Here is a 19,576-nt window from a genome sequence, read left to right on the forward strand (position 1 = left end):
TGTAGGCAGAACGGAAATTGCCCGCTCAGGGCTGAACTTCAAAAATGGCGTCGACTTCGACAGCAAATCCGCGTGGCAGAGAGCCTGCTCCCAATGCCGTGCGGGCATGTCGGCCTTTCTCTCCGAGAACTTCGACCAGAAGATCGGAGGCGCCATCGATAACGGCGGGATGGTCTTTGAAGCTGGGCACGGCATTTACAAAGCCGCGCACCTGCAAACAGGCTGAAATGCGGTCGAGATCGCCATCAACGGCCATTGAGGCGCGTGCCAGAAGATTGAGCGCGCAGACACGCGCTGCCTGATACGCCTCCGCTATATCCATAGTGTCGCCGACGACGCCCAGATAACGGTCAACGCCATTGACGCGCGGCACCTGTCCGGAAATGTAGAGTGTGCTTCCACTCAACCGAAACGGAACATAGGTTCCGCTCGGGGCCGTCACACTGGGCAGGGCAAGGCCCAACTCCGCCAGTCTGGAAGAAACGATTCCCATCTCGAATTCCCCTGTTTTTGTTCGCCTGTTCTGCAATTGCTGTAGCATGGAACTACCTGCAACTGCGTAGTGATAATATCACATGGCGTCTTGTTGTGATGTTAGGTTTGCTGAAATAATATCACTTGTCAAGAATGAATCTCGGGCGTCTATTTTGGTAAAAAAGCGATTGATACTGGACATTACGATATGGAAAACAGCATGTTGACCAATCTTTGAACGAATTCAGAGGGCTGGGCTAAGTGGCTGAATATCTACTTTTGTCGAGGCATTTTGTTCCGATAGTGCCTGTTAGGCGCTCCACGGGGCACCAGATTGAGTGGCACAGCGAAGCGTGATTTTAAGTGATATTATCACTGATATAATGATAGTATCTTGTCTTGAGCGTGCTTACCGCGTATCACCATGGAAAGACGATATTTTCACCGGGGTAGGCTCATATTGAAAACACTGACTGCGCGAACGATTGAGAGCCTCAAGACACTGATCGGTGACGGTACGCTTCAGGTCGGCGACAAGTTGCCGACCCTTGTCGAACTTGGGGACAAGCTTGGTGTCAGCCGCACGGTTATCCGGGAAGCTGTGGCGGCTCTGCGCTCTGACGGATTGTTGGAAGCAAAGCACGGGGTCGGAATATTCATTCGCGATCCCGGAAAGGCAGCATCTCCCGTTTCAGACGATTCCATGCTGGAGCCGTTGGCGCGGCTTTCGCTTCCATTTATGGATTTGCTTGAGTTGCGTATGGCTTTTGAAGTCCATGCCGCCGGATTGGCCGCACAGCGCCGGTCATGGGCGCAGGAAGCAAACATGTGGGATGCGCTGAAGCAGTTCGAGGCTTCTATTGAAAATGAAGAAGCGCTGGATGAACTGGACTTCATTTTCCACCGGTCCATATCGGAGGCAACCAATAATCTGGCGTTTATCGAGTTTTTCAGCGTCATGAGCCTGAAAATACTGCCGCAGCCAGCATTTTCGCGGGATCTGAACCCCTCCCTTATCACGCCTGATTATATCCAGAACACGGTCATCGAGCATCGCGCCATTTGTGAAGCGATCAGTGCCGGGAATGCAGAGCAGGCACGTGAAGCCATGCAGGCACATCTCAATCGCAGCCATCAGCGCTATCGCGGGTTCAACGGCGCTTTTGGCTCGCCATTGAGTAATATTGTGGATAGCTGAAACCTATTCAGTAAGCGCTATCGACTGACGGATTAAGGCCGCTACCTTCAACATTCGGGCGGTGAGGGCGGTACGACCGGCTGTTCGAAAGTGCGCTGCAACTGACCCCAGCCCGCATCGTGCATATGGGCGTCCAGTCCGGCTCTTGCAACCAGCGCACGCGCCTCTGCTTCACCGAAGGCAAGCGCCTCGTGCATATCAGCAGTTAGGACCACGCCGTCCTGCATGATAATCTTGCCATCGACGATGACGGTATCAACATCGCTGCCAAGAACCTGATGAACCAGCCGATGGACGGGCATCCAATTGGGTGTCAGATGCGGTTTGCGCATATCGATGATCGCGATATCCGCTTTCTTGCCAGTTTCAAGAGAACCGATCTCATGATCCATACCAATCGCACGCGCTGCGTCGATGGTGATCATCTCGAACACTTTGCCGGGCGGCAGAAGGTATCGGTCGTGATTGTGCAATATATGCTGGGTCGATTGCGCGATCCGCGCGACCTGCAGCATATCGAAATGGCGGCTCGGCGCTGCGCCATCGGACGTAATAGCGACAGGCACGCCCCGCGCCAGCATCTGCATAATCGGCGTGGAACGTCCGGGCGGCGCATGGGTGACGTGGGTGCCCGTTTCGGCGAGGATATCAATTTCCTCATGAGAGATGCCCCAGCAGTGCTGCAAATGCACGTCAGGACCCAGCAGCGCGTTTTCCTTATCTTGATAAGCCATCCGAATTTGCCCGGCAAAGGCATCCGAATGGATGCGCACACCCCATTTGCGCGCCGTTTCGCGAATACGACGCGCTTGCATCCGGTCGTTCTGCGTCAGATTGACCGCGAAATCCGGTGTGGAAGCGTTAGAAGGCTCGACCGAAGGGACGATTGTGAAAGGCGTCAGAAAAACCTTAATGCGGCCCTCGGCTGTTCCGTTAAGGCTTTCGACGGTGGCTTCAGCGCCCTCAATCATTTCTTCGAATGAAACAGTGTGACGCACAGGCTTGCCGCTCTCCCATCGCGTCACCGATTGCGGCCAGGGTAGTCCAGCGGGGCCAACGCAGATGATCTCGCGCAGACCGAGTTCCGAATAGGCGCGCGCGTGATTGGCTGCAAAGACCGGATCGTCGCTGCGCGGCATGGAGGTGATGATGCTGGCAGAGGTTGTCACGCCTGCGCGCAGTCGCTCCAGACCGGAAACGAGGCCATCGGCGTACCAGTAGTCGCGGGTTACATAATGATAATAGGTTGGTGTGACGATCCGCATCCAGAGTGAATTGGTGTCGGCGGCAATGCTGCGTATCAGCGCGTGACCAGCGTGGCCGTGCGCGTCGATGAGGCCCGGAATGAGCATCTTCCCACGGCAGTCGATTGCATTCTTGTCAGTATGGCGAGGAGCGAGTTCCTGCGATGTGCCAATATCGACAATTCTGTCGTTCTCGATTGCTACAGCTCCATCTTCGATGATCCGCCGTGTTTTATCGACTGTCACGACAGTCCCGTGAAGCAGCAGCAATCCAGTCATATCTTCTCCTTTTAAATGTCCAAGACGACAGCGTTTGACACTGTGCGGTCTCATATCGATGTGTCGATGTTTTTGAACTTAATTGGCGACAATATCGTTGACAATAAAAGAATGGATTAAGATACTGCGACGAAATTCAGTCCAACAATCTTATCGTTATAGATGAGGGGAAAAGCATGTCGCGTTTAAATAGGTTTTTTATATCGGCCTTGACGGCAGCTGCTATTGCGGCGCCGGCGCTGGCCAGTTCTGCCGACGCGGCTACGTTACGTTGGGGCAGTCGTGCGGATATCTACTCGCTCGATCCAGATTCTGTTCCATCCACATCCAATCTGGCTTTCCTGAACCACATTTACGAAGGTCTGATCCGTTACGGCCCGAACTTCGAGATCGAGCCCGCGCTGGCTACCGAATGGAAGCTCGTCGATAACAAGTTCTGGCGTTTTACGCTTCGCAAGGGCGTGAAGTTCCACAATGGCGCAGATTTTACGGCTGATGACGTTGTGGCCTCGATGAACCGTGTTTCCGACCCGACATCACCTCTGCGCGGCAATATTCCGCTCTATGTTGGTGTCAAGAAAGTGGACGATTCCACGGTGGATATCGAGGTTTCGGCACCGTCGGCGCTGTTCCTCAATGACATGACCAATATTTTCATGTTCAACGCGAAGTGGTTGAAGGATAATGACGCCGAAAAGCCGACCGATATCGCGTCCAAGACCGAGAATTATGCTACGCATAACACCAACGGCACGGGCCCGTTCAAGCTCGACAGCCGTGTACCTGATTCAAAGACGGTTCTGATCGTCAATGATCAATGGTGGGACCAGAAAAAGCACAATCTGGATCGCATCGAATACATTCCGATTTCTTCGGCTGCGACACGCGTTGCGGCGCTTCTCTCTAGTGAAATTGACCTGGTCGATTCAGCACCCATTCAGGATATTCCGCGTCTGGAATCGACGCCGGGCATCAAGGTCGACAAACGCACCGAGCTGCGCACGGTGTTTATCGGCTTTAACGGCAAGGAGAAGCTTGAGGATGGGCGTCCGAACCCGTTTCTCGATGTCCGCGTGCGTCAGGCCGTCGAGGCAAGTATCGATCGTGATCTCATCAACAAGAAAATCATGCGCGGTCTGGCGCGTCCTTCCGGTTCGCTGATTGCGCCGGAAATCGCAGGCTATTCGAAAGCGCTCGACACTTATCAGCCAGCCGATCCCAAGCTCGCACAAAAGCTGCTTGAAGATGCTGGTCAGAAAGGCCTGACTTTCAACTATCTTTGCATGAATGATGAGAGCATCAACGAGGAAGATATCTGCTCGGGCATCGCCAATATGATGAAACGTGGCGGGTTCGAACCGTCCATCGATATGGGGCCGCGTGCCGTTCAGCAGCCTAAGCGCACCAATGGCAAGGCCGATATGTTCAATCTGAGCTGGGCCAATGAGCCGACGCTCGATGCCTATTCGTTGCTTTCGCAGGTGCTTTCTACGCGCAGCGGTTCGACCGGCGTATCCAACTATGGTGGCTGGTCTTATCCTGAACTCGATGAGCTGATGAAAAAAGCGGCGCAGGAGCCGGATACGGCGAAGCGCTTGGCGCTGGAAGAACAGGCGCTGAAAGTTGCCAAGGACAAGGCTATTCTGATCCCGCTTCATCAGCAGCCTATCGCTTGGGGCATGCTGGACAAGGTCAAGAGCGTGGATTTCCGGGCCGATAACAAGCCGCGTCATTGGCGCACGCAAATGGCCGAGTAAGGCCAGCAAAGAGAAAACCGAAAAGCGCTTCACCTTGGTGAGGCGCTTTTTTTATGTGGCGCACAATTTGGAGATGCGACGACGCTCATTCAAAAGCCGCACTTTGATTGCTGCTCAGAAATGTGGCAGCGCCTGACCAATTGTAGAGCATAGTTGTCGACAAATAGGTTATTGAAACCCAAAAAATTGTCTACAATTACGTTGACAACCTTATATCGACTGGCAATACTCCATTTCGTGATCTGGGAGGCAGGTCACCCCAAAAAAGGAGAAATCAGTATTACCCGCCTGCATGGCGTGAGCAGACACTGAAACGCAGCACCGAAACGGATGCGGCGATGCATGAAAACAGACCTCCAAAAAGGAGGCGCAAATTTCCAGAAGCGGAGCAAAATCTATGTTAAGAAAACTTGGCCTCGCGGCCACAATGCTGGCCGGGCTGACTTTGGCTGGCCACGCCGAAACGCTCAAATGGGGCGCTGCGCGCGATATCTATTCGCTTGATCCCTATTCTTATGGCGACAGCTATACACTGTCCTTCCTCAATCACATCTATGAAGGCCTCGTGCGCTACGACGCCGAGCTGAAGATCGAGCCTGCCCTTGCTGAATCCTGGGAAAATGTTTCCGAGACGGTTTGGCGCTTTCATCTGCGCAAGGGCGTCAAGTTTCATGATGGCGCTGATTTCAATGCCGACGATGTGCTTGCTTCATTGAAGCGCGTGAGCGATCCGGTTTCGCCGCTGCGTGGTAATTTGCCTGCCTACAAGTCCTCAAAGAAAGTGGACGACTACACAATCGATATCGAGTTGAGCGGCCCTTATCCGCTGCTCCTCAACGACCTCACCAATATTCACATCTTCGATGCGGGCTGGCTGAAGACCAATAATTCGGAAAAGCCGACTGACGTTGGTGCCAAGATTGAAGGTTATGCAACCTACCACACCAATGGTACGGGTCCGTTCAAGCTGGAAAGCCGCGTACCGGATTCCAAAACCATTCTGGTTAAGAACCCGGATTGGTGGGACAAAACGTCGAAATCAAACATCGACCGCATCGAGTTCAATCCGATCACTTCGGCTGCGACACGCGTGGCGGCGCTCCTCTCTGGAGAAGTCAATTTTACGGAAAGTGCGCCATCGCAGGATTTGCCGCGCCTTCAGGCACAGCCTGACCTGAAGGTCATGGAACGTACCGATTTGCGTACGGTCATGATGGGTTTCAATCGCAAGCCGAAGCTCGATAATGGATCGGAAAATAAATTCAACGATTTGCGTGTGCGTCAGGCTTTCGCACATTCGCTTGATCGTGATTTGATACAGAAGCGCATCATGCGCGGCAAGTCGCGCACGGCAGGTGCGGTGGTTGCGCCGGAAATTCCGGGCTACACGCCGGAACTGGATACCACTCTGGCCTATGATCCGGCCTTGTCCAAGAAGCTTCTGGCCGAGGCTGGCGCCACGGATTTTCCGTTCACACTGGTTTGTACAACTGATGCCTATGTGAACGAGGAAGAACTGTGCCAGGGGCTCGTGAACATGCTGAGCCGGGGCGGTTTCAAGCCGCAGCTTGATATTGCACCAACGGCTGCGCAGGCACCGAAACGCACGGGCGGCAAGGCCGATGTCTATATCATAGGCTGGGCGACAGAGCCCATGCTCGACAGCTATTCCATTCTGTTGCAAATGATTGAAACCAAGACAGACAATGCTGGTGTTTTCAACTGGGGTGGCTGGAGCTATCCGGAAATCGACAAGCTGATCATTGAGGCATCCACGGAGATGGATCGCAGCAAGCGGCTAGCGTTGCAGACAAAGGCCTTGCAAATGGTCAAGGACGAGATCGTCATGTTGCCGCTGCATCAACAGCCGATGGCGTGGGTCATGTCGAATAAGATTGATCATATCGTCCAGTTGCCAGACAACAAGCCGCGTCACTGGCTGACGCATTTTGCCGAATAGTCTCATCAAGACGCTCCGGGGCACGCCGTTCCGGAGCGTCCTGTTCCCAAGGAATTCACATGCTGGTTTTTATCATCAAGCGTCTGGCCAATGCCATCATGGTCATGCTGGCTGTTGCCTTGCTGGCCTTTTTGATCTTTCGTCTGGCGGGCGACCCCGTCGAGATGATGGCCAACGAACAGATGACACAGGCCGACCGCGATAATCTGCGTGAGCGTCTGGGGCTTAACGATGGCCTGATGACACAATATACCCGGTTCGTGGTGAACGCCGCTCAGGGCAATTTCGGCATTTCCTATCGCAATGGTCAGGATGTGCTTGGCCTTATCGCCGAGCGGTTTCCGGCAACACTGGAACTGGTGCTGGTGGCCACCTTGATCTCGTTGTTGCTTGGCCTTCCTCTTGGCGTGCTAACAGCAATTAAACGTGGCAAATGGTATACGGAGGGATTGCAGTTTCTCTCCATTGTCGGTGTTTCGCTGCCAAGTTTTGTGGTCGGTATACTGCTCATTCTGGTTTTTTCGGTCACGCTTGGCTGGTTCCCGGCATTCGGACGGGGTGATGTCGTACAGCTTGGCTGGTGGTCCACGGGATTGTTGACGCATTCCGGTCGTATCGCGATTTTGCTACCGGCCATTGCGCTCTCGCTTTATCAAGTCACGCTTGTCATGCGTCTGGTTCGCGCAGAAATGTTGGAAGTGCTGCGTTCGGACTACGTGAAATTCGCCCGTGCCCGCGGTATTCCGCGCTGGCGTATCTATTTCCGTCATGCTCTTCGCAACTGCCTTATGCCGGTTGTGACGATGACAGCGATGAATGTCGGTTCGCTGATCGCCTTCGCGCTGATCACCGAAACCGTGTTTCAATGGCCGGGCATGGGCATGTTGTTCATTCAGGCCGTTACCTTCCTCGATATCCCGGTTATGGCAGCCTATCTCTGCATCATTTCCTTCATCTTCGTTGTACTCAACACTTTCGTGGACATTGCCTATGCGGTGATCGATCCACGCCTGCGCACGGCGCGTTGAGTTGCCCATGGAACCGATTGTGGAGTCAAAGCCGATGAGCACCCCAACCACGCAAACCACTACCATCTCCCGCCCGTCGGTTGTACAGCGGATTCGTAAAAGCGACTTGTGGTGGTCGTTCACACACAGCAAGACCGCAATGATCAGCGCAGCACTGCTCGCAATCCTGATCCTGACGGCATTGTTTGCACCCCTCATTGCACCGCAAAACCCCTATGATGGCGCTGCACTCGATATGTGGAAAGCAGAGCTGCCGCCTATCTGGGAAGACGGCGGCGAATGGCCCTTCCTGCTGGGCACCGACACGCAAGGGCGCGATATGCTGTCAGCCATTCTTTATGGCACGCGCATTTCCATCGTTATCGGCATCGCTTCCGTTGTGCTTTCCTTGCTCATCGGCATGAGTGCCGGTTTGGTCTCCGGCTATTTCGCCGGTTTTATCGACAATCTATTGATGCGCATCGGCGATATCACGCTGTCGATCCCGACCATTCTGGTCGCCATTCTGGTTTCAACCGTCGTGCGACAGATGTTGCCTGTCAGCCTGCGCGAGGTCGGAGCATCCGCGGTTCTCATTCTGGCCATCGCGCTCTCCGCATGGGTGCAATATGCCCGTACTGTCCGCGCTCAGGCCATCGTTGAAACCGGCAAGGATTATGTGTCCGCCGCCCGTCTGATCGGCGTTCCGGCGCGCCGCATTATGGCGCGACATATCCTGCCCAATACACTGACCCCCATCATGGTGGCGGCAACGCTTAACTTCGGCATGGCCATTCTTACCGAAGCCACGCTGTCCTTCCTCGGCATCGGGATGCCGCCGAGCCAGCCTTCTCTCGGGACACTAATCCGCATCGGCAACCAGTTCCTGTTTTCCGGTTCCTGGTGGATCGTGCTCTTCCCTGTCATTCAGCTCTGCCTGCTGGTCGTGGCCGTCAATATGCTTGGCGACTGGCTGCGCGATGCTCTCAATCCGAAACTGAGGTAATATCGATGAACAATCTTTTGCTCCGCAATGTGCGCCCTATGGCTGGCGATACGTGCGATGCTTTGATCAAGGATGGGAAGATTGCGGGTTTCGGACGGTTCGAGGCAGAACCGGGCATGGCCATCGAAGATGGTGGCAATGCAATCATGGCGCCCGGCCTGATTGATGCGCATACGCATCTCGACAAGACCACCTGGGGCATGCCCTGGCATGTCAATAATCGTGCCGCGGTTCTGCGTGAACGTATCGATTTCGAGCGCGAGCACCGGCTGGAAATCGGCCTTGATCCGCATCGCCAGTCGATGCGTCATGCCATCGGTCTTGCTGCCCATGGCGCAACGCATATCCGCAGCCATGTCGATATCGACCCCACTCATGGATTGTCATTGGTCGAAGGCGTCTGGGCAACACGCGAGAAGCTGAAAGGCATCATCGATATCGAGATCGTTGCATTCCCGCAGTCGGGTCTGATGGTCATGCCTGGTACGGAAGAATTGCTCGATGAGGCCTTGCGTCAGGGTTGTGAAGTTCTGGGTGGTATTGATCCATGCGGTATTGATCGCGACCCAAAGGGTCAGCTCGATATTCTGTTCGCGCTCGCACTCAAGCACGGCGTACCGATTGATATTCATCTGCATGAGACCGGCGATCTTGGCGCGTTCACGATGGAACTCATCTTTGAGCGTATCCGCGCCAACAGTATGGAAGGGAAGGTGGCGATCAGCCATGCTTTCGCGCTCGGCATGAATGATTATTTGCGCGTCGGCCAGTTGATCGAACAGATCGCGGCTCTGGATGTCGCAATTTTGACGACCGGCGCGCCATCGGCCACGGTGCCGTCGATCAAACGCCTGAAGGAAGCGGGCGTGCGCGTTGGTGGTGGTTGTGATGGCATTCGCGACACCTGGGGACCTTGGGGCCAGCCGGATATGCTAGACCGTGCCAAGATCATTGGCATGAAAAACGGTGTCCGCTCGGACCATGATCTCGAACATCTCCTGTACATCGTCTCTCAAGGCGGCGCGGATGTGATGCGTCTTGAAAACTATGGTCTCGATGTGGGCTGCAATGCCGACTTCACCCTTTTGACGGGTGAAACACTGGCCCATGCCGTGGTGGATATCGCGCCGCGCCCTCTGGTGGTCAAAAACGGTCGCGTCACTGCACGCAACGGCGTTGCTGTGGTGGAGATGCCGTGATGAACAATGCTATTGACACATTAACCCTCGGTCAGCGTCCTGATGGACGGACTCTGATTACCGCCAGTTGGGTGGTTGGGCACAAGGATGGCAACCATACGCTTTTACGCAATGGTGAAGTCGTTTTCGACAATGGCGAGATTGTCTTTGTTGGACATGGCTTCACCGGAGAACTGGCGCGCCGCATCGATTTCGGCAATGCGCTAATCTCGCCGGGTCTCATTGATCTTGATGCCTTGTCGGACCTCGACACCACCATTCTTGGCATAGACAACCATCCTGGTTGGGCCAAGGGTCGCGTCTGGCCACGGTCTTATGTCGAGGCTGGCCCTTATGAGATGTACAGTCAGGACGAGCTGGCTTTTCAAAAGCGCTTTGCGTTCGGCCAACTCCTGTTGAACGGGATCACCACGGCAGCGCCTATCGCCTCTCTATTCTATCGAGAATGGGGCGAAACAGTTGCCGAGTTCGATGCTGCTGCCGAGGCGGCTGGTGAACTGGGGCTACGCGTTTACCTGAGTCCTGCCTACCGTTCCGGCGGTATGGTTCTGGAAGAACCGGGAAAGATTATTCCGGTTTTCGACGAAGAGCGTGGTTTTCAGGGGCTGAAAGACGCCATTGCCTATATCGAGCGCCAGAATGGGCGTCACGGCGATCTGGTGCGCGGTATGTTGGCCCCGGATCGGGTCGAGACTTCGACACTTGGATTGTTGCAACGCACTGATGCAGCGGCGCGCGATCTTGGCTGCAAGTTCCGTCTTCACATGGCTCAAGGCACGATGGAAGTCGATACTGTGCGGATGCTGCATGGCTCGACTGCTCCGGTCTGGCTTGCGAAACATGGTCTGCTCAGCGACCGGATGATTGCACCTCACGCGACGAACGCAACGGATGAAGATCTGGGCCTCTATGCGGCCAATGGCGTTTCCATTGTGCATTGTCCGCTGGTATCGGCACGCAGCGGTTCGATCCTCAAATCCTTCTCCGCTTGCCGCAAGCGGGGGATCAATATTGCCATGGGCACAGATACCACGCCGCCAGATATGCTCATGAATTTGCTGACGGGCCTTATCGCTGGCCGCATCGCCGATGGCGCGCCGGATCGTTTGCGGTCAGCGGATCTTTTTGACGCGGCGACCATAGGTGGCGCAAAAGCACTCGGACGCGGTGATCTCGGTCACCTCTCACCGGGTGCGAGAGCGGATATAGCGATCTTCGATCTCGGCGATACCATCATGGCCGCGACAGTTGACCCCATCACGACCATTGTCACAGGCGGTTCGGGCAAGATCACGCGCGCGGTCTTTGTCGATGGCCGCGCTTCCATGATTAATCGAAAGCTTGCAGGGTTGGATATGGAACAAGCTCGTCGTCAGGCACAGGCCCAGTTCGACGGACTTATCGCCAAATATCCCGAGCGCAGCTGGAACCATCCTCCTGTCGCGGAAATCTTCCCTTCCAGCTATCCGATAGAAGGTGATTTCAATGCATGACATGCAAGAACCAATCATGGAAGTGCGCAATCTGCGCGTGGATTTTCCAGGGCGTCATGGCACGGTTACCGCTCTGTCAGATGTCAGCCTGTCGATCCGGCCCGGTGAAATCCTTGGTGTTGTGGGTGAATCCGGTGCTGGCAAGTCGATGACCGGTCTGGCCATTCAGGGCCTGCTGGAAGCGCCTGGGCATATCGCCGACGGTGAAGTGTGGCTTGGCAAGCGCCGGATAGACACACTGGATGACCGCGCCATGGAGAAAATTCGCGGACGTGAAATCGGCGCGATCTTTCAGGATCCGCTCACCTCGCTCAATCCGCTGTTCACGGTGGGCGCGCAGCTTGTCGAAACGATCCGGCGGCATCTTGGTCTTGGCAAGGCTCAGGCGCGTGAACGGGCTATCCAGTTGTTGCGCGATGTTGGCATTCCTTCGCCGGAGGACCGCGTCAACCAGTATCCGCATCAGTTCTCGGGCGGTATGCGGCAGCGCGTGGTGATTGCACTTGCACTTGCCGCTTCCCCTAAGCTCGTCATCGCCGATGAACCGACGACGGCGCTGGACGTATCGATCCAGGCACAGATCATTTCGCTCCTGCGGAAACTCTGCAAGGAAAAGCAAACCGCTGTTATGCTCGTTACGCACGATATGGGCGTGATTGCCGAAGCCGCTGATCGCATTGCCGTAATGTATGCGGGGCGACTGATTGAGATCGGGCCTGTCGAACAGGTTCTGCATCAGCCGCGTCACCCCTATACACAGGGCTTGATGGCCTCGATCCCGTCGCTTGGTGCGCGCGTGGAAAAGCTGAATCAGATCGATGGCTCAATGCCGCGTCTTGACGCTATTCCCAAGGGTTGCGCTTTCAATCCACGTTGCAAGGTGGCGGTGCCACGTTGCCTTCAGGAGCGTCCCGAACTCAACTTTATCAGTCAAAACCCCAATCTTGGCGCTAGCGCTTGTTGGCTCAACGCAGGAGGCAGCGTATGACGAACCCGTCGAAAGAAACTGCGGCTTTGACCGTCGAGCGTCTGGTCAAGACATTTGATGTCTCGGCTCCATGGCTCAACAGAGTGATAGAGCGCAAGCCGCGCCAGTACCTCCAGGCTGTCAACGATATCAGCTTTACGGTGCCAGCAGGTGGTTGTCTGAGTATCGTTGGTGAAAGTGGATGCGGAAAGTCAACCGTGGCCCGACTGGTCACCGGATTGCATGGTGCAACAAGCGGCCAAATGCGGTTTGCGCCCGGCAAAAGTGGTGCGCCATTGACGGCGCAGATGATATTTCAGGACCCTTATGCCTCGCTCAATCCTCGTTGGCGCGTCAAGAACATCATCGCTGAACCATTGCGCGAATTGAAACTGCGCAAAACAGCGGCGGAAGTCACCGAGCGCGTGGAGGAACTTCTGCGTACTGTCGGGCTTTCACCCTCCGACGGCGAAAAGTTTCCGCATGAGTTTTCCGGTGGGCAACGGCAGCGCATTTCAATTGCGCGTGCCTTGGCGAGCGAGCCTGAGTTTCTTGTTTGCGACGAGCCGACTTCGGCGCTGGACGTTTCGGTGCAGGCGCAGGTGCTCAATCTTATGCGCCGCTTGCAGGATGAGCTGGGCCTGACCTACCTCTTCATCAGCCATGATATGAGCGTCGTTCGCCACATGTCCGATCGTATCGCGGTCATGTATCTGGGGCGGATTGTTGAAGAGGGTAATACGGAAGAACTCTTCGCGCAGCCGCGTCATCCCTATACGCAGCTTTTGTTGCAGACGATCCCCAACATTGAATCTCCCAATCGCAACCGCACACCGGCAAACGGTGAAGTTCCAAGCCCGCTGAAACCGCCTTCGGGTTGCACATTCCATCCGCGGTGTCCGTTTGCGGTGGCGCGCTGTGCGCAAGAAGCGCCGAAGATGCAGACTTTGTCGAATGGCACACGCGTCGCCTGTCATCTGGTGGAAGAGGCCGCAGCAGCTGCCTGATATAGGTAGGGTGTTCAGGCACCGCGTTGGGCTACTGTTGCACGTTTAAAGCAGGTGCCGAGATCTGCGGATAAGTGCTCCAGTCGGGATTAAAGCGGGTTGTTAAATTGTCGACAATATGAAATATTATTGTAGATAATAAATCAGGTTCTGGGGACGTGATGGAATTCGATTTTGAAGAGTTGGACCCTCAAAGCCGTTACAGGCTTCTGACGAATTTCATCGGTCCACGACCGATAGCACTTGTGACAACCCGTTCACCAGCAGGCCATAGCAATGCCGCGCCGATGAGTTTCTTCAACGTGTTTTCGCACGACCCGGCCATTGTCGTTCTGGGCATTCAACCACGTCTTTCCGGTGAGGAGAAGGACACGCTGGCGAATATCCGTCGCACCGGCGAGTTCGCAATCAGCATGATCGACATGGCATTGTCGGAACAGATGCTGATCTGCGGATTGGGTTTCGACAGCGAAGTCGATGAGCTTGAGATGGCCGGGCTGTCAGCGACACCCTGCCAGAAAATCGATGTCTCTTTTGCTGAGCAGGCACCTTGCACCTTCGAGTGCCGTGTCGAACGTGTGATCGATTATCCGCGTCGCGCGCTTATCCTGGGTGAGGTGGTGCATATGCACGTTCGTCGCAATTGTCTGGATGCCGACGGCCACTACGTCGATCCCGAATTCTATCAACCGATTGCCCGGCTTCACGCCGACAATTACATCACTTCAGATCGTCAGTTCGTTTTGAAGGCACCGACCATCGCCGATTTCGTGAAGCCGGAAAACTAGGCCAGAACGACGGTTCTTCGAGAATTTTTACCATGCACATTCATCTGATCAATCCTAACTCAACAGCGTCTATGACAGCGCAAGCTCTTGATAGTGCTCTGCTCGTCAAACACAGCAGCACCACGGTCTCAGCCTCAAATCCTGCCGACACGCCTGTCAGCATTGAAGGCGGAACCGACGAAGCACTGGCTGTGCCGGGCATGCTTGCGGAAATCCGAAAAGGTGAAGCGCAAGGTGTGGACGCCTATGTGATCGCCTGCTTTGACGATCCCGGCCTGCATGCGGCGCGAGAGATCGCGAAGGGTCCGGTACTGGGTATTTGTCAGGCGGCGGTACAGGTGGCTATGACGATCAGCCGGCGCTTTTCAATTATCACGACCTTGCCGCGGTCGGTTCCGATCATCGAAGATCTGGTCAGTGATTACGGCGCAGATCGTCATTGCAGAAAAGTGCGTGCGATCAATTTGCCGGTACTCGGCTTGGAAGATGATCCTGCGGAAGCAGAACGGCTTTTGATCAACGAAATCGAACTCGCCAAGCGCGAAGATCGGGCGGAGGCGATCATTCTCGGCTGCGCGGGCATGACGTCCTTGTGCGACCGGTTGCGGGATGCAACGGGCGTTCCGGTGATCGACGGCGTTGCGGCGGCGGTGAAGCTTGCCGAAGCTTTGGTCGGAGCGGGCTACGCGACTTCGAAGGTGAACACCTATGACTATCCGCGTGTGAAGACGGGCAATACGAACGCCATCTGCGGAATATGTGCCTGAAATAGAAGCATCACGATGTATTGTTGACAATTTTGTAGGCGCTTTGCGGTTGCAATAGTTGACTTTTTCGGTCGCATCACGCTTCCTGAACCGGAACGGGAGCAAGACCATGACTGATCAGACAGGTGTCTCGACGCAGCAGATTGTTGAGAAAGTATGGCTATCCATTGCCGAGCGCCGTCTGCGTCCGGGGGTGCAGCTTAAAGAAGAGCAGATGGCGACGATTTTTCACGTCAGCCGTGCGCGTATCCGTCAGGCGCTTGCCGCGCTTGAACGGGAAGGGCTTGTCACGATTATTCCCAATCGCGGCGCTTTTGTTTGCAAGCCGACCGTGGAAGAAGCGCGGGATGTGTTCTTCGTACGCCGGACTGTTGAGCGTTGTGTGGTCGAGCGCCTTGGGCGTTCTCCGTCAAAGGACAAGATCAAGATTTTGCGCGAACATGTTGCGAAAGAACGTGTCGCCAACAAGAACAATGTCACGACCGATATTATCAAGCTGTCAGGTGGTTTTCATCTGCTGCTGGCCGAATTGACGGGCTCTGATTTTCTGTTCACAACGATGCGCGATCTCATTTCGCGCACCTCTCTCATCACAGCTGTCTACCGCAATACCAACCGCTTCAACTGCGGGCCTGATGAACACGCGGAGATTGTGGAAGCGATTCTGCATGGCGACGTCACAAAGGCCGCCGATCTGATGGCACACCACCTTGAACATGTGGAATCCGAGCTCGACCTGCGGGAAATCAATGATCTCTCCCATGATTTAAGTGCCGCACTTGCCTAAATGGGAGTGAACGGAAAACGGGCGATATTCTTTTTCGTCCGTAGCCGTTGTGATTGATGGCGGATACGCTATTACTAAAATATTTCAATGAGTTGTTAGCAAAGTAAGCCAACCGGTTATTGCCGGTTGGTTTGCTTTTGTACCGTCTGCCTATGGCGCACACGGCGATTTTTCGACCAAAAGCGGAATAAGTTTCGGGTGGAAATGTAAGTTTCATCCCCATAGCAAAGAAATCCGCCCGCGATCTTGACATATGTCATAAGTTGGAATTAGCTTGGTTGAAATTGAGCAGATGGCGCTTCGAGGAGACCCTTGTGAGGGTGGAGCACATCGGGCTTGGGAGGAAATATTTGTGACTGGATTGTACACTGCAATCTTCGATTGTGTGATCGCGTGCGGCTGTGTTTCAGGCGGAGCATCTGCCTGTCTGTGGTTGGGCGTGGAACAGAAACTGACTTGTGCCTTGCAGGGTTCTTCGCCTGAACTGGTGAAGTCTCTATGAGTTACGAGTTCAGTTTCAGCTTCCTCAGCCAGTATTGGCCGCTGCTGCTCAAAGGTACTTTGGCGACGATCCAAATGTCCCTGATTGTCACGGCGCTGGGCTTCGTGCTGGGCACGATCTGTGCGGTTGCCAGCATCAGCAAATACAAGTTCCTGCGCATTCTCGTGGCGATCTATGTCGAGGCGATCCGCAATACACCTCTGCTCGTGCAGCTGTTTCTGGTCTATTTCGGACTGTCTTCCATGGGCGTCAAATTTTCCGCCCAGACCTCGGCGCTAATCGGCCTGACCATCAATGTTGGCGCTTACTCCAGCGAGATCATTCGCGCGGGCTTGCAGGCCATTCACCCCGGCCAGCTGGAAGCTGCTGACACACTGGGACTGTCCCGGCTGCAAATGCTTGCAGGGATTATGCTGCCGCCAGCACTTGAGAAGGTTTATCCCGCTCTCGTCAGTCAGTATGTGCTGTTGATGCTGGCAACAAGTGTTGCATCGCAGATATCGGCTGAAGAGCTGACCGGAGCTGCGTCCAGAATCCAGTCGATGACCTTTCGTTCTTTCGAAGTCTATCTCGTCATTCTGGTGATTTATCTCGTCCTTTCCCTATTGATGCGGGGACTGTTCAAGCTTCTGGGGTTGGCGTTGTTTCCACGCAAACGCCGTCTTGGCACCAATCTTTAGGAGGTCGGGATGTTTACGAATTTCTCCTGGATTCACATCGAAGTTCTGCTTCAAGGCTTGGTCTGGACAGTTCTGCTTTCGATCATCGCCTTCATATTCGGCGGCCTGCTTGGCTTTGCCGTGGCGCTGGCTGGAATAGCAAAGAACAAGGCTTTGGTTGCTCTGGTCGATGGTTATACCGTTCTGGTGCAGGGCACACCGGTTCTGATCCTGATGTTCATCGTTTACTTCGGTTTGCCGGTCTTCGGCATTGAAGTTTCGTCACTTTTTGCGGCCAGCGTTGCGATGACGATCTTCGCGAGCGCCTTCCTTGGCGCCATCTGGCGAGGTAGCCTGCAATCCGTGCCACGCACGCAGTGGGAAGCATCCGATTGTCTGGCCTTGACTGGATTGCAGGGGCTGTTCCTCGTCATCATGCCCCAGGCTATTCGCATCGCAACGCCGCCAACAGTCGGCTTCATGGTCCAGATCGTCAAGAACACGTCGCTCGCATCGATCATCGGCATGGCCGAGATGACCTATATTGGCAAGGAAATCAACGCTTCGACGTTCCAGCCCTTCACGACCTATCTCGTGATCGCATTCTTCTACTTTTGCATTTGCTTCCCGCTCTCAGCGGCCAGCCGGAAATTCGAGAGGATGTACAGTGCCAGCCGTCGTTAAGTTTGTTGACGTTCATAAAAGCTATGGCTCGCTGCCGGTGCTCAGAGGTATCAATCTCGAAATTGAGAAGGGACAGGTTGTTGCTCTGATCGGACGAAGCGGTTCCGGCAAAAGCACAGCGCTTCGCTGTGTCGACCGGCTCGAAACCGTCAACAGCGGGGATATCTGGGTTTGCGATCATCGCGTCAGTGATCCCAATATCAATCTGCGCGCGCTCCGACAGGATGTTGGCATCGTCTTTCAAAGCTACAACCTCTTCCCGCATCTGACGGCTGAACAAAACATCACTCTGGCGCTGCGCTGGGTCAAGAAACTGACTAGACCCGCCGCGCGCGAAATAGCCGAGACGGTTTTGCGGCAGGTTGGACTGGCGGAAAAGATAGATTCCTATCCCGAGCAATTGTCCGGCGGACAACAGCAACGTGTAGCCATTGCCCGATCACTCGCGATGAAGCCGAAGGTCATGCTGTTCGACGAGGTCACTTCGGCGCTGGACCCTGAACTGACCGGAGAAGTGCTGAAGGTCATCGAAGATCTGGCGCGGGGTGGCATGACGATGCTGCTCGTCACCCACGAAATGGATTTTGCCCAGCGCGTGGCAGACAGAATTGTCTTCATGCATCAGGGCCAGATTTGCGAACAGGGCGAGCCGACAATTTTGGCAAATCCGCAAACACCTGAATTGCGCAGCTTCGTTGGCGCGCATCACTGAACATCCGATCATAAGCATGTGGTGTCGATGAGGAGCGACATCATCAACAACAGGAGGAGGAAATATGACTATTCTGAACAAGAGAAAATTTCTGGCAATAATGGGACTTGGCATCTGTATGGCGGCCATGATGCCCCAGACCTCTTTTGCCGATCAACTGGATACGATCCGCCAGAAAGGCAAACTGCAGGTCGCCATTGATCTTGGCAACCCGCCCTATGCGATGCGCGATGCACAGTTCCAGCCGACCGGCTCGGAAGTCGAAACAGCGAAGCTGTTGGCCAAGGACCTGGGCGTGGATGTGGAGTTCCTGAAGGTTCCAACCTCGGGTCGCATTCCGTTTCTTGTCTCCGGCAAGGCTGATTTGGCGGTGTCCACGCTTTCAATAACAAAGGAGCGGCTGGAGGTTGTTGATTTCAGCATTCCCTATGCTGAAACCGCAATTGTCGTTGCAGCACCCAAAGAAGCAAAAGTGAAATCCTATGCGGATCTAACCGATGCATCTGTTGCGGTCACGCGCGGTACGGTCAACGACACCAATCTGACGGAAAAGACGGCGGATGTTGCCGGCGTGCAGATCGTGCGGTTTGAGGATGATCCAACATCGAGTGCGGCAGTCACCAGCGGCCAGATTGCAATTTATGCAACGTCCCGCCCGCTTCTGACGGAATTGATCAAGGCCAACCCCAAGCTCGACCTCGAAGAAAAGTTTGTCGCCAAGGCTTACCCGCTGGGCATTGCACTCCGCAAGAACGAGCCGAAGCTCAAGGAATGGATCGACGCGTGGATCAAGACCAATCTCGACAACGGCAAGCTGATCGACATTTACGAAAAATATCATGGCGCTCGTCTGGACCCGCAGAAACTGCTGGCCAGTGACTTGCCTCGGTCGTGACACAACTGCCGTGGCGGGGCTGTGAAAGACACAACCCGCCACAGTGCTGGTCTGAATACTGATGGAACGGAACCTTGCTCTTGAGAACTTGGACGACCCCGAAGCCAGCAGATTGGAGCGCATCCCGAAAAGCATGAAACAGCTTTCGGAAAAGATGCGTGTTAAAACAAACATTTAGAGCGCCGATCTGA

At 54.7% G+C, this 19,576-nt stretch carries 18 protein-coding genes; 16 read left to right on the forward strand and 2 right to left on the reverse strand.

Annotated features, from left to right (window positions below):
* Positions 1–25: 25 nt before the first annotated feature.
* Positions 26–493 (reverse strand): RidA family protein, encoded by a 468-nt coding sequence (locus ABWW11_RS11925; protein WP_109366039.1) that lies wholly within the window; start codon positions 491–493, stop codon positions 26–28.
* Positions 494–934: 441 nt separating this feature from the next.
* Between ABWW11_RS11925 and ABWW11_RS11930 the strand changes: the two genes are divergently transcribed.
* Positions 935–1,672 (forward strand): FadR/GntR family transcriptional regulator, encoded by a 738-nt coding sequence (locus tag ABWW11_RS11930; protein WP_109366038.1) that lies wholly within the window; start codon positions 935–937, stop codon positions 1,670–1,672.
* 47 nt (positions 1,673–1,719) lie between these two features.
* Here the strand turns inward: ABWW11_RS11930 and ABWW11_RS11935 are convergent, their stop codons facing one another.
* Positions 1,720–3,195, reverse strand: a complete 1,476-nt coding sequence (locus ABWW11_RS11935; RefSeq protein WP_319080242.1) for an amidohydrolase family protein — start codon at positions 3,193–3,195, stop codon at positions 1,720–1,722.
* Positions 3,196–3,371: 176 nt separating this feature from the next.
* Between ABWW11_RS11935 and ABWW11_RS11940 the strand changes: the two genes are divergently transcribed.
* The 15 genes from ABWW11_RS11940 (at position 3,372) to ABWW11_RS12010 (ending at position 19,385) form a co-directional block, all read left to right on the forward strand.
* On the forward strand, positions 3,372–4,952 hold the full coding sequence (locus tag ABWW11_RS11940; protein WP_109366036.1) for an ABC transporter substrate-binding protein: 1,581 nt from the start codon (positions 3,372–3,374) through the stop codon (positions 4,950–4,952).
* Between the two features lie 397 nt (positions 4,953–5,349).
* On the forward strand, positions 5,350–6,912 hold the full coding sequence (locus tag ABWW11_RS11945) for an ABC transporter substrate-binding protein (RefSeq protein ID WP_109366035.1): 1,563 nt from the start codon (positions 5,350–5,352) through the stop codon (positions 6,910–6,912).
* Positions 6,913–6,971: 59 nt separating this feature from the next.
* Positions 6,972–7,940, forward strand: coding sequence for an ABC transporter permease (locus ABWW11_RS11950; RefSeq protein ID WP_078337171.1), 969 nt, complete (start codon positions 6,972–6,974; stop codon positions 7,938–7,940).
* A 34-nt stretch (positions 7,941–7,974) separates the two neighbouring features.
* Positions 7,975–8,925: an ABC transporter permease gene (locus tag ABWW11_RS11955; protein ID WP_109366428.1), complete on the forward strand. Its 951-nt coding sequence runs from the start codon at positions 7,975–7,977 to the stop codon at positions 8,923–8,925.
* A 5-nt stretch (positions 8,926–8,930) separates the two neighbouring features.
* Positions 8,931–10,124: an amidohydrolase family protein gene (locus ABWW11_RS11960; protein ID WP_109366034.1), complete on the forward strand. Its 1,194-nt coding sequence runs from the start codon at positions 8,931–8,933 to the stop codon at positions 10,122–10,124.
* The gene (locus ABWW11_RS11965) at positions 10,124–11,617 is read left to right on the forward strand and encodes an amidohydrolase family protein (RefSeq protein ID WP_109366033.1); all 1,494 of its coding nucleotides are present in this window, start codon (positions 10,124–10,126) and stop codon (positions 11,615–11,617) included. Before ABWW11_RS11960 ends, ABWW11_RS11965 begins: the two co-directional genes overlap by 1 nt.
* Positions 11,610–12,605, forward strand: a complete 996-nt coding sequence (locus ABWW11_RS11970; protein ID WP_109366032.1) for an ABC transporter ATP-binding protein — start codon at positions 11,610–11,612, stop codon at positions 12,603–12,605. Before ABWW11_RS11965 ends, ABWW11_RS11970 begins: the two co-directional genes overlap by 8 nt.
* Positions 12,602–13,591, forward strand: a complete 990-nt coding sequence (locus tag ABWW11_RS11975; RefSeq protein ID WP_109366031.1) for an ABC transporter ATP-binding protein — start codon at positions 12,602–12,604, stop codon at positions 13,589–13,591. The genes ABWW11_RS11970 and ABWW11_RS11975 overlap by 4 nt, the downstream gene beginning before the upstream one ends.
* Positions 13,592–13,752: 161 nt before the next feature.
* On the forward strand, positions 13,753–14,379 hold the full coding sequence (locus ABWW11_RS11980; protein WP_109366030.1) for a flavin reductase family protein: 627 nt from the start codon (positions 13,753–13,755) through the stop codon (positions 14,377–14,379).
* A gap of 32 nt (positions 14,380–14,411) precedes the next feature.
* Positions 14,412–15,146, forward strand: coding sequence for an aspartate/glutamate racemase family protein (locus ABWW11_RS11985; RefSeq protein ID WP_109366029.1), 735 nt, complete (start codon positions 14,412–14,414; stop codon positions 15,144–15,146).
* 109 nt (positions 15,147–15,255) lie between these two features.
* Positions 15,256–15,933 (forward strand): GntR family transcriptional regulator, encoded by a 678-nt coding sequence (locus ABWW11_RS11990; protein ID WP_078337166.1) that lies wholly within the window; start codon positions 15,256–15,258, stop codon positions 15,931–15,933.
* Positions 15,934–16,431: 498 nt separating this feature from the next.
* A complete protein-coding gene (locus tag ABWW11_RS11995) occupies positions 16,432–17,115 on the forward strand; it encodes an amino acid ABC transporter permease (protein WP_109366028.1) in 684 nt (227 codons plus the stop codon).
* Positions 17,116–17,124: 9 nt separating this feature from the next.
* A complete protein-coding gene (locus ABWW11_RS12000; RefSeq protein WP_109366027.1) occupies positions 17,125–17,778 on the forward strand; it encodes an amino acid ABC transporter permease in 654 nt (217 codons plus the stop codon).
* On the forward strand, positions 17,762–18,490 hold the full coding sequence (locus tag ABWW11_RS12005) for an amino acid ABC transporter ATP-binding protein (RefSeq protein WP_124915445.1): 729 nt from the start codon (positions 17,762–17,764) through the stop codon (positions 18,488–18,490). Before ABWW11_RS12000 ends, ABWW11_RS12005 begins: the two co-directional genes overlap by 17 nt.
* A 64-nt stretch (positions 18,491–18,554) precedes the next feature.
* The gene (locus ABWW11_RS12010) at positions 18,555–19,385 is read left to right on the forward strand and encodes a transporter substrate-binding domain-containing protein (RefSeq protein ID WP_319080241.1); all 831 of its coding nucleotides are present in this window, start codon (positions 18,555–18,557) and stop codon (positions 19,383–19,385) included.
* The last annotated feature ends 191 nt before the right edge of the window (positions 19,386–19,576 follow it).

Origin of the sequence: Brucella sp. NBRC 113783, from assembly GCF_040372265.1 — a bacterium.
Taxonomy (GTDB): domain Bacteria; phylum Pseudomonadota; class Alphaproteobacteria; order Rhizobiales; family Rhizobiaceae; genus Brucella; species Brucella teleogrylli.

Excerpts from the sequence above, each read along its gene's own strand:
- ABWW11_RS11925 (WP_109366039.1), bottom strand. The coding sequence starts at position 493 with ATGGGAATCGTTTCTTCCAGACTGGCGGAGTTGGGCCTTGCCCTGCCC.
- ABWW11_RS11935 (WP_319080242.1), bottom strand. The coding sequence starts at position 3,195 with ATGACTGGATTGCTGCTGCTTCACGGGACTGTCGTGACAGTCGATAAA.
- ABWW11_RS11940 (WP_109366036.1), top strand. The coding sequence starts at position 3,372 with ATGTCGCGTTTAAATAGGTTTTTTATATCGGCCTTGACGGCAGCTGCT.
- ABWW11_RS11945 (WP_109366035.1), top strand. The coding sequence starts at position 5,350 with ATGTTAAGAAAACTTGGCCTCGCGGCCACAATGCTGGCCGGGCTGACT.
- ABWW11_RS11950 (WP_078337171.1), top strand. The coding sequence starts at position 6,972 with ATGCTGGTTTTTATCATCAAGCGTCTGGCCAATGCCATCATGGTCATG.
- ABWW11_RS11955 (WP_109366428.1), top strand. The coding sequence starts at position 7,975 with ATGAGCACCCCAACCACGCAAACCACTACCATCTCCCGCCCGTCGGTT.
- ABWW11_RS11960 (WP_109366034.1), top strand. The coding sequence starts at position 8,931 with ATGAACAATCTTTTGCTCCGCAATGTGCGCCCTATGGCTGGCGATACG.
- ABWW11_RS11965 (WP_109366033.1), top strand. The coding sequence starts at position 10,124 with ATGAACAATGCTATTGACACATTAACCCTCGGTCAGCGTCCTGATGGA.
- ABWW11_RS11970 (WP_109366032.1), top strand. The coding sequence starts at position 11,610 with ATGCATGACATGCAAGAACCAATCATGGAAGTGCGCAATCTGCGCGTG.
- ABWW11_RS11975 (WP_109366031.1), top strand. The coding sequence starts at position 12,602 with ATGACGAACCCGTCGAAAGAAACTGCGGCTTTGACCGTCGAGCGTCTG.
- ABWW11_RS11980 (WP_109366030.1), top strand. The coding sequence starts at position 13,753 with ATGGAATTCGATTTTGAAGAGTTGGACCCTCAAAGCCGTTACAGGCTT.
- ABWW11_RS11985 (WP_109366029.1), top strand. The coding sequence starts at position 14,412 with ATGCACATTCATCTGATCAATCCTAACTCAACAGCGTCTATGACAGCG.
- ABWW11_RS11990 (WP_078337166.1), top strand. The coding sequence starts at position 15,256 with ATGACTGATCAGACAGGTGTCTCGACGCAGCAGATTGTTGAGAAAGTA.
- ABWW11_RS11995 (WP_109366028.1), top strand. The coding sequence starts at position 16,432 with ATGAGTTACGAGTTCAGTTTCAGCTTCCTCAGCCAGTATTGGCCGCTG.
- ABWW11_RS12000 (WP_109366027.1), top strand. The coding sequence starts at position 17,125 with ATGTTTACGAATTTCTCCTGGATTCACATCGAAGTTCTGCTTCAAGGC.
- ABWW11_RS12010 (WP_319080241.1), top strand. The coding sequence starts at position 18,555 with ATGACTATTCTGAACAAGAGAAAATTTCTGGCAATAATGGGACTTGGC.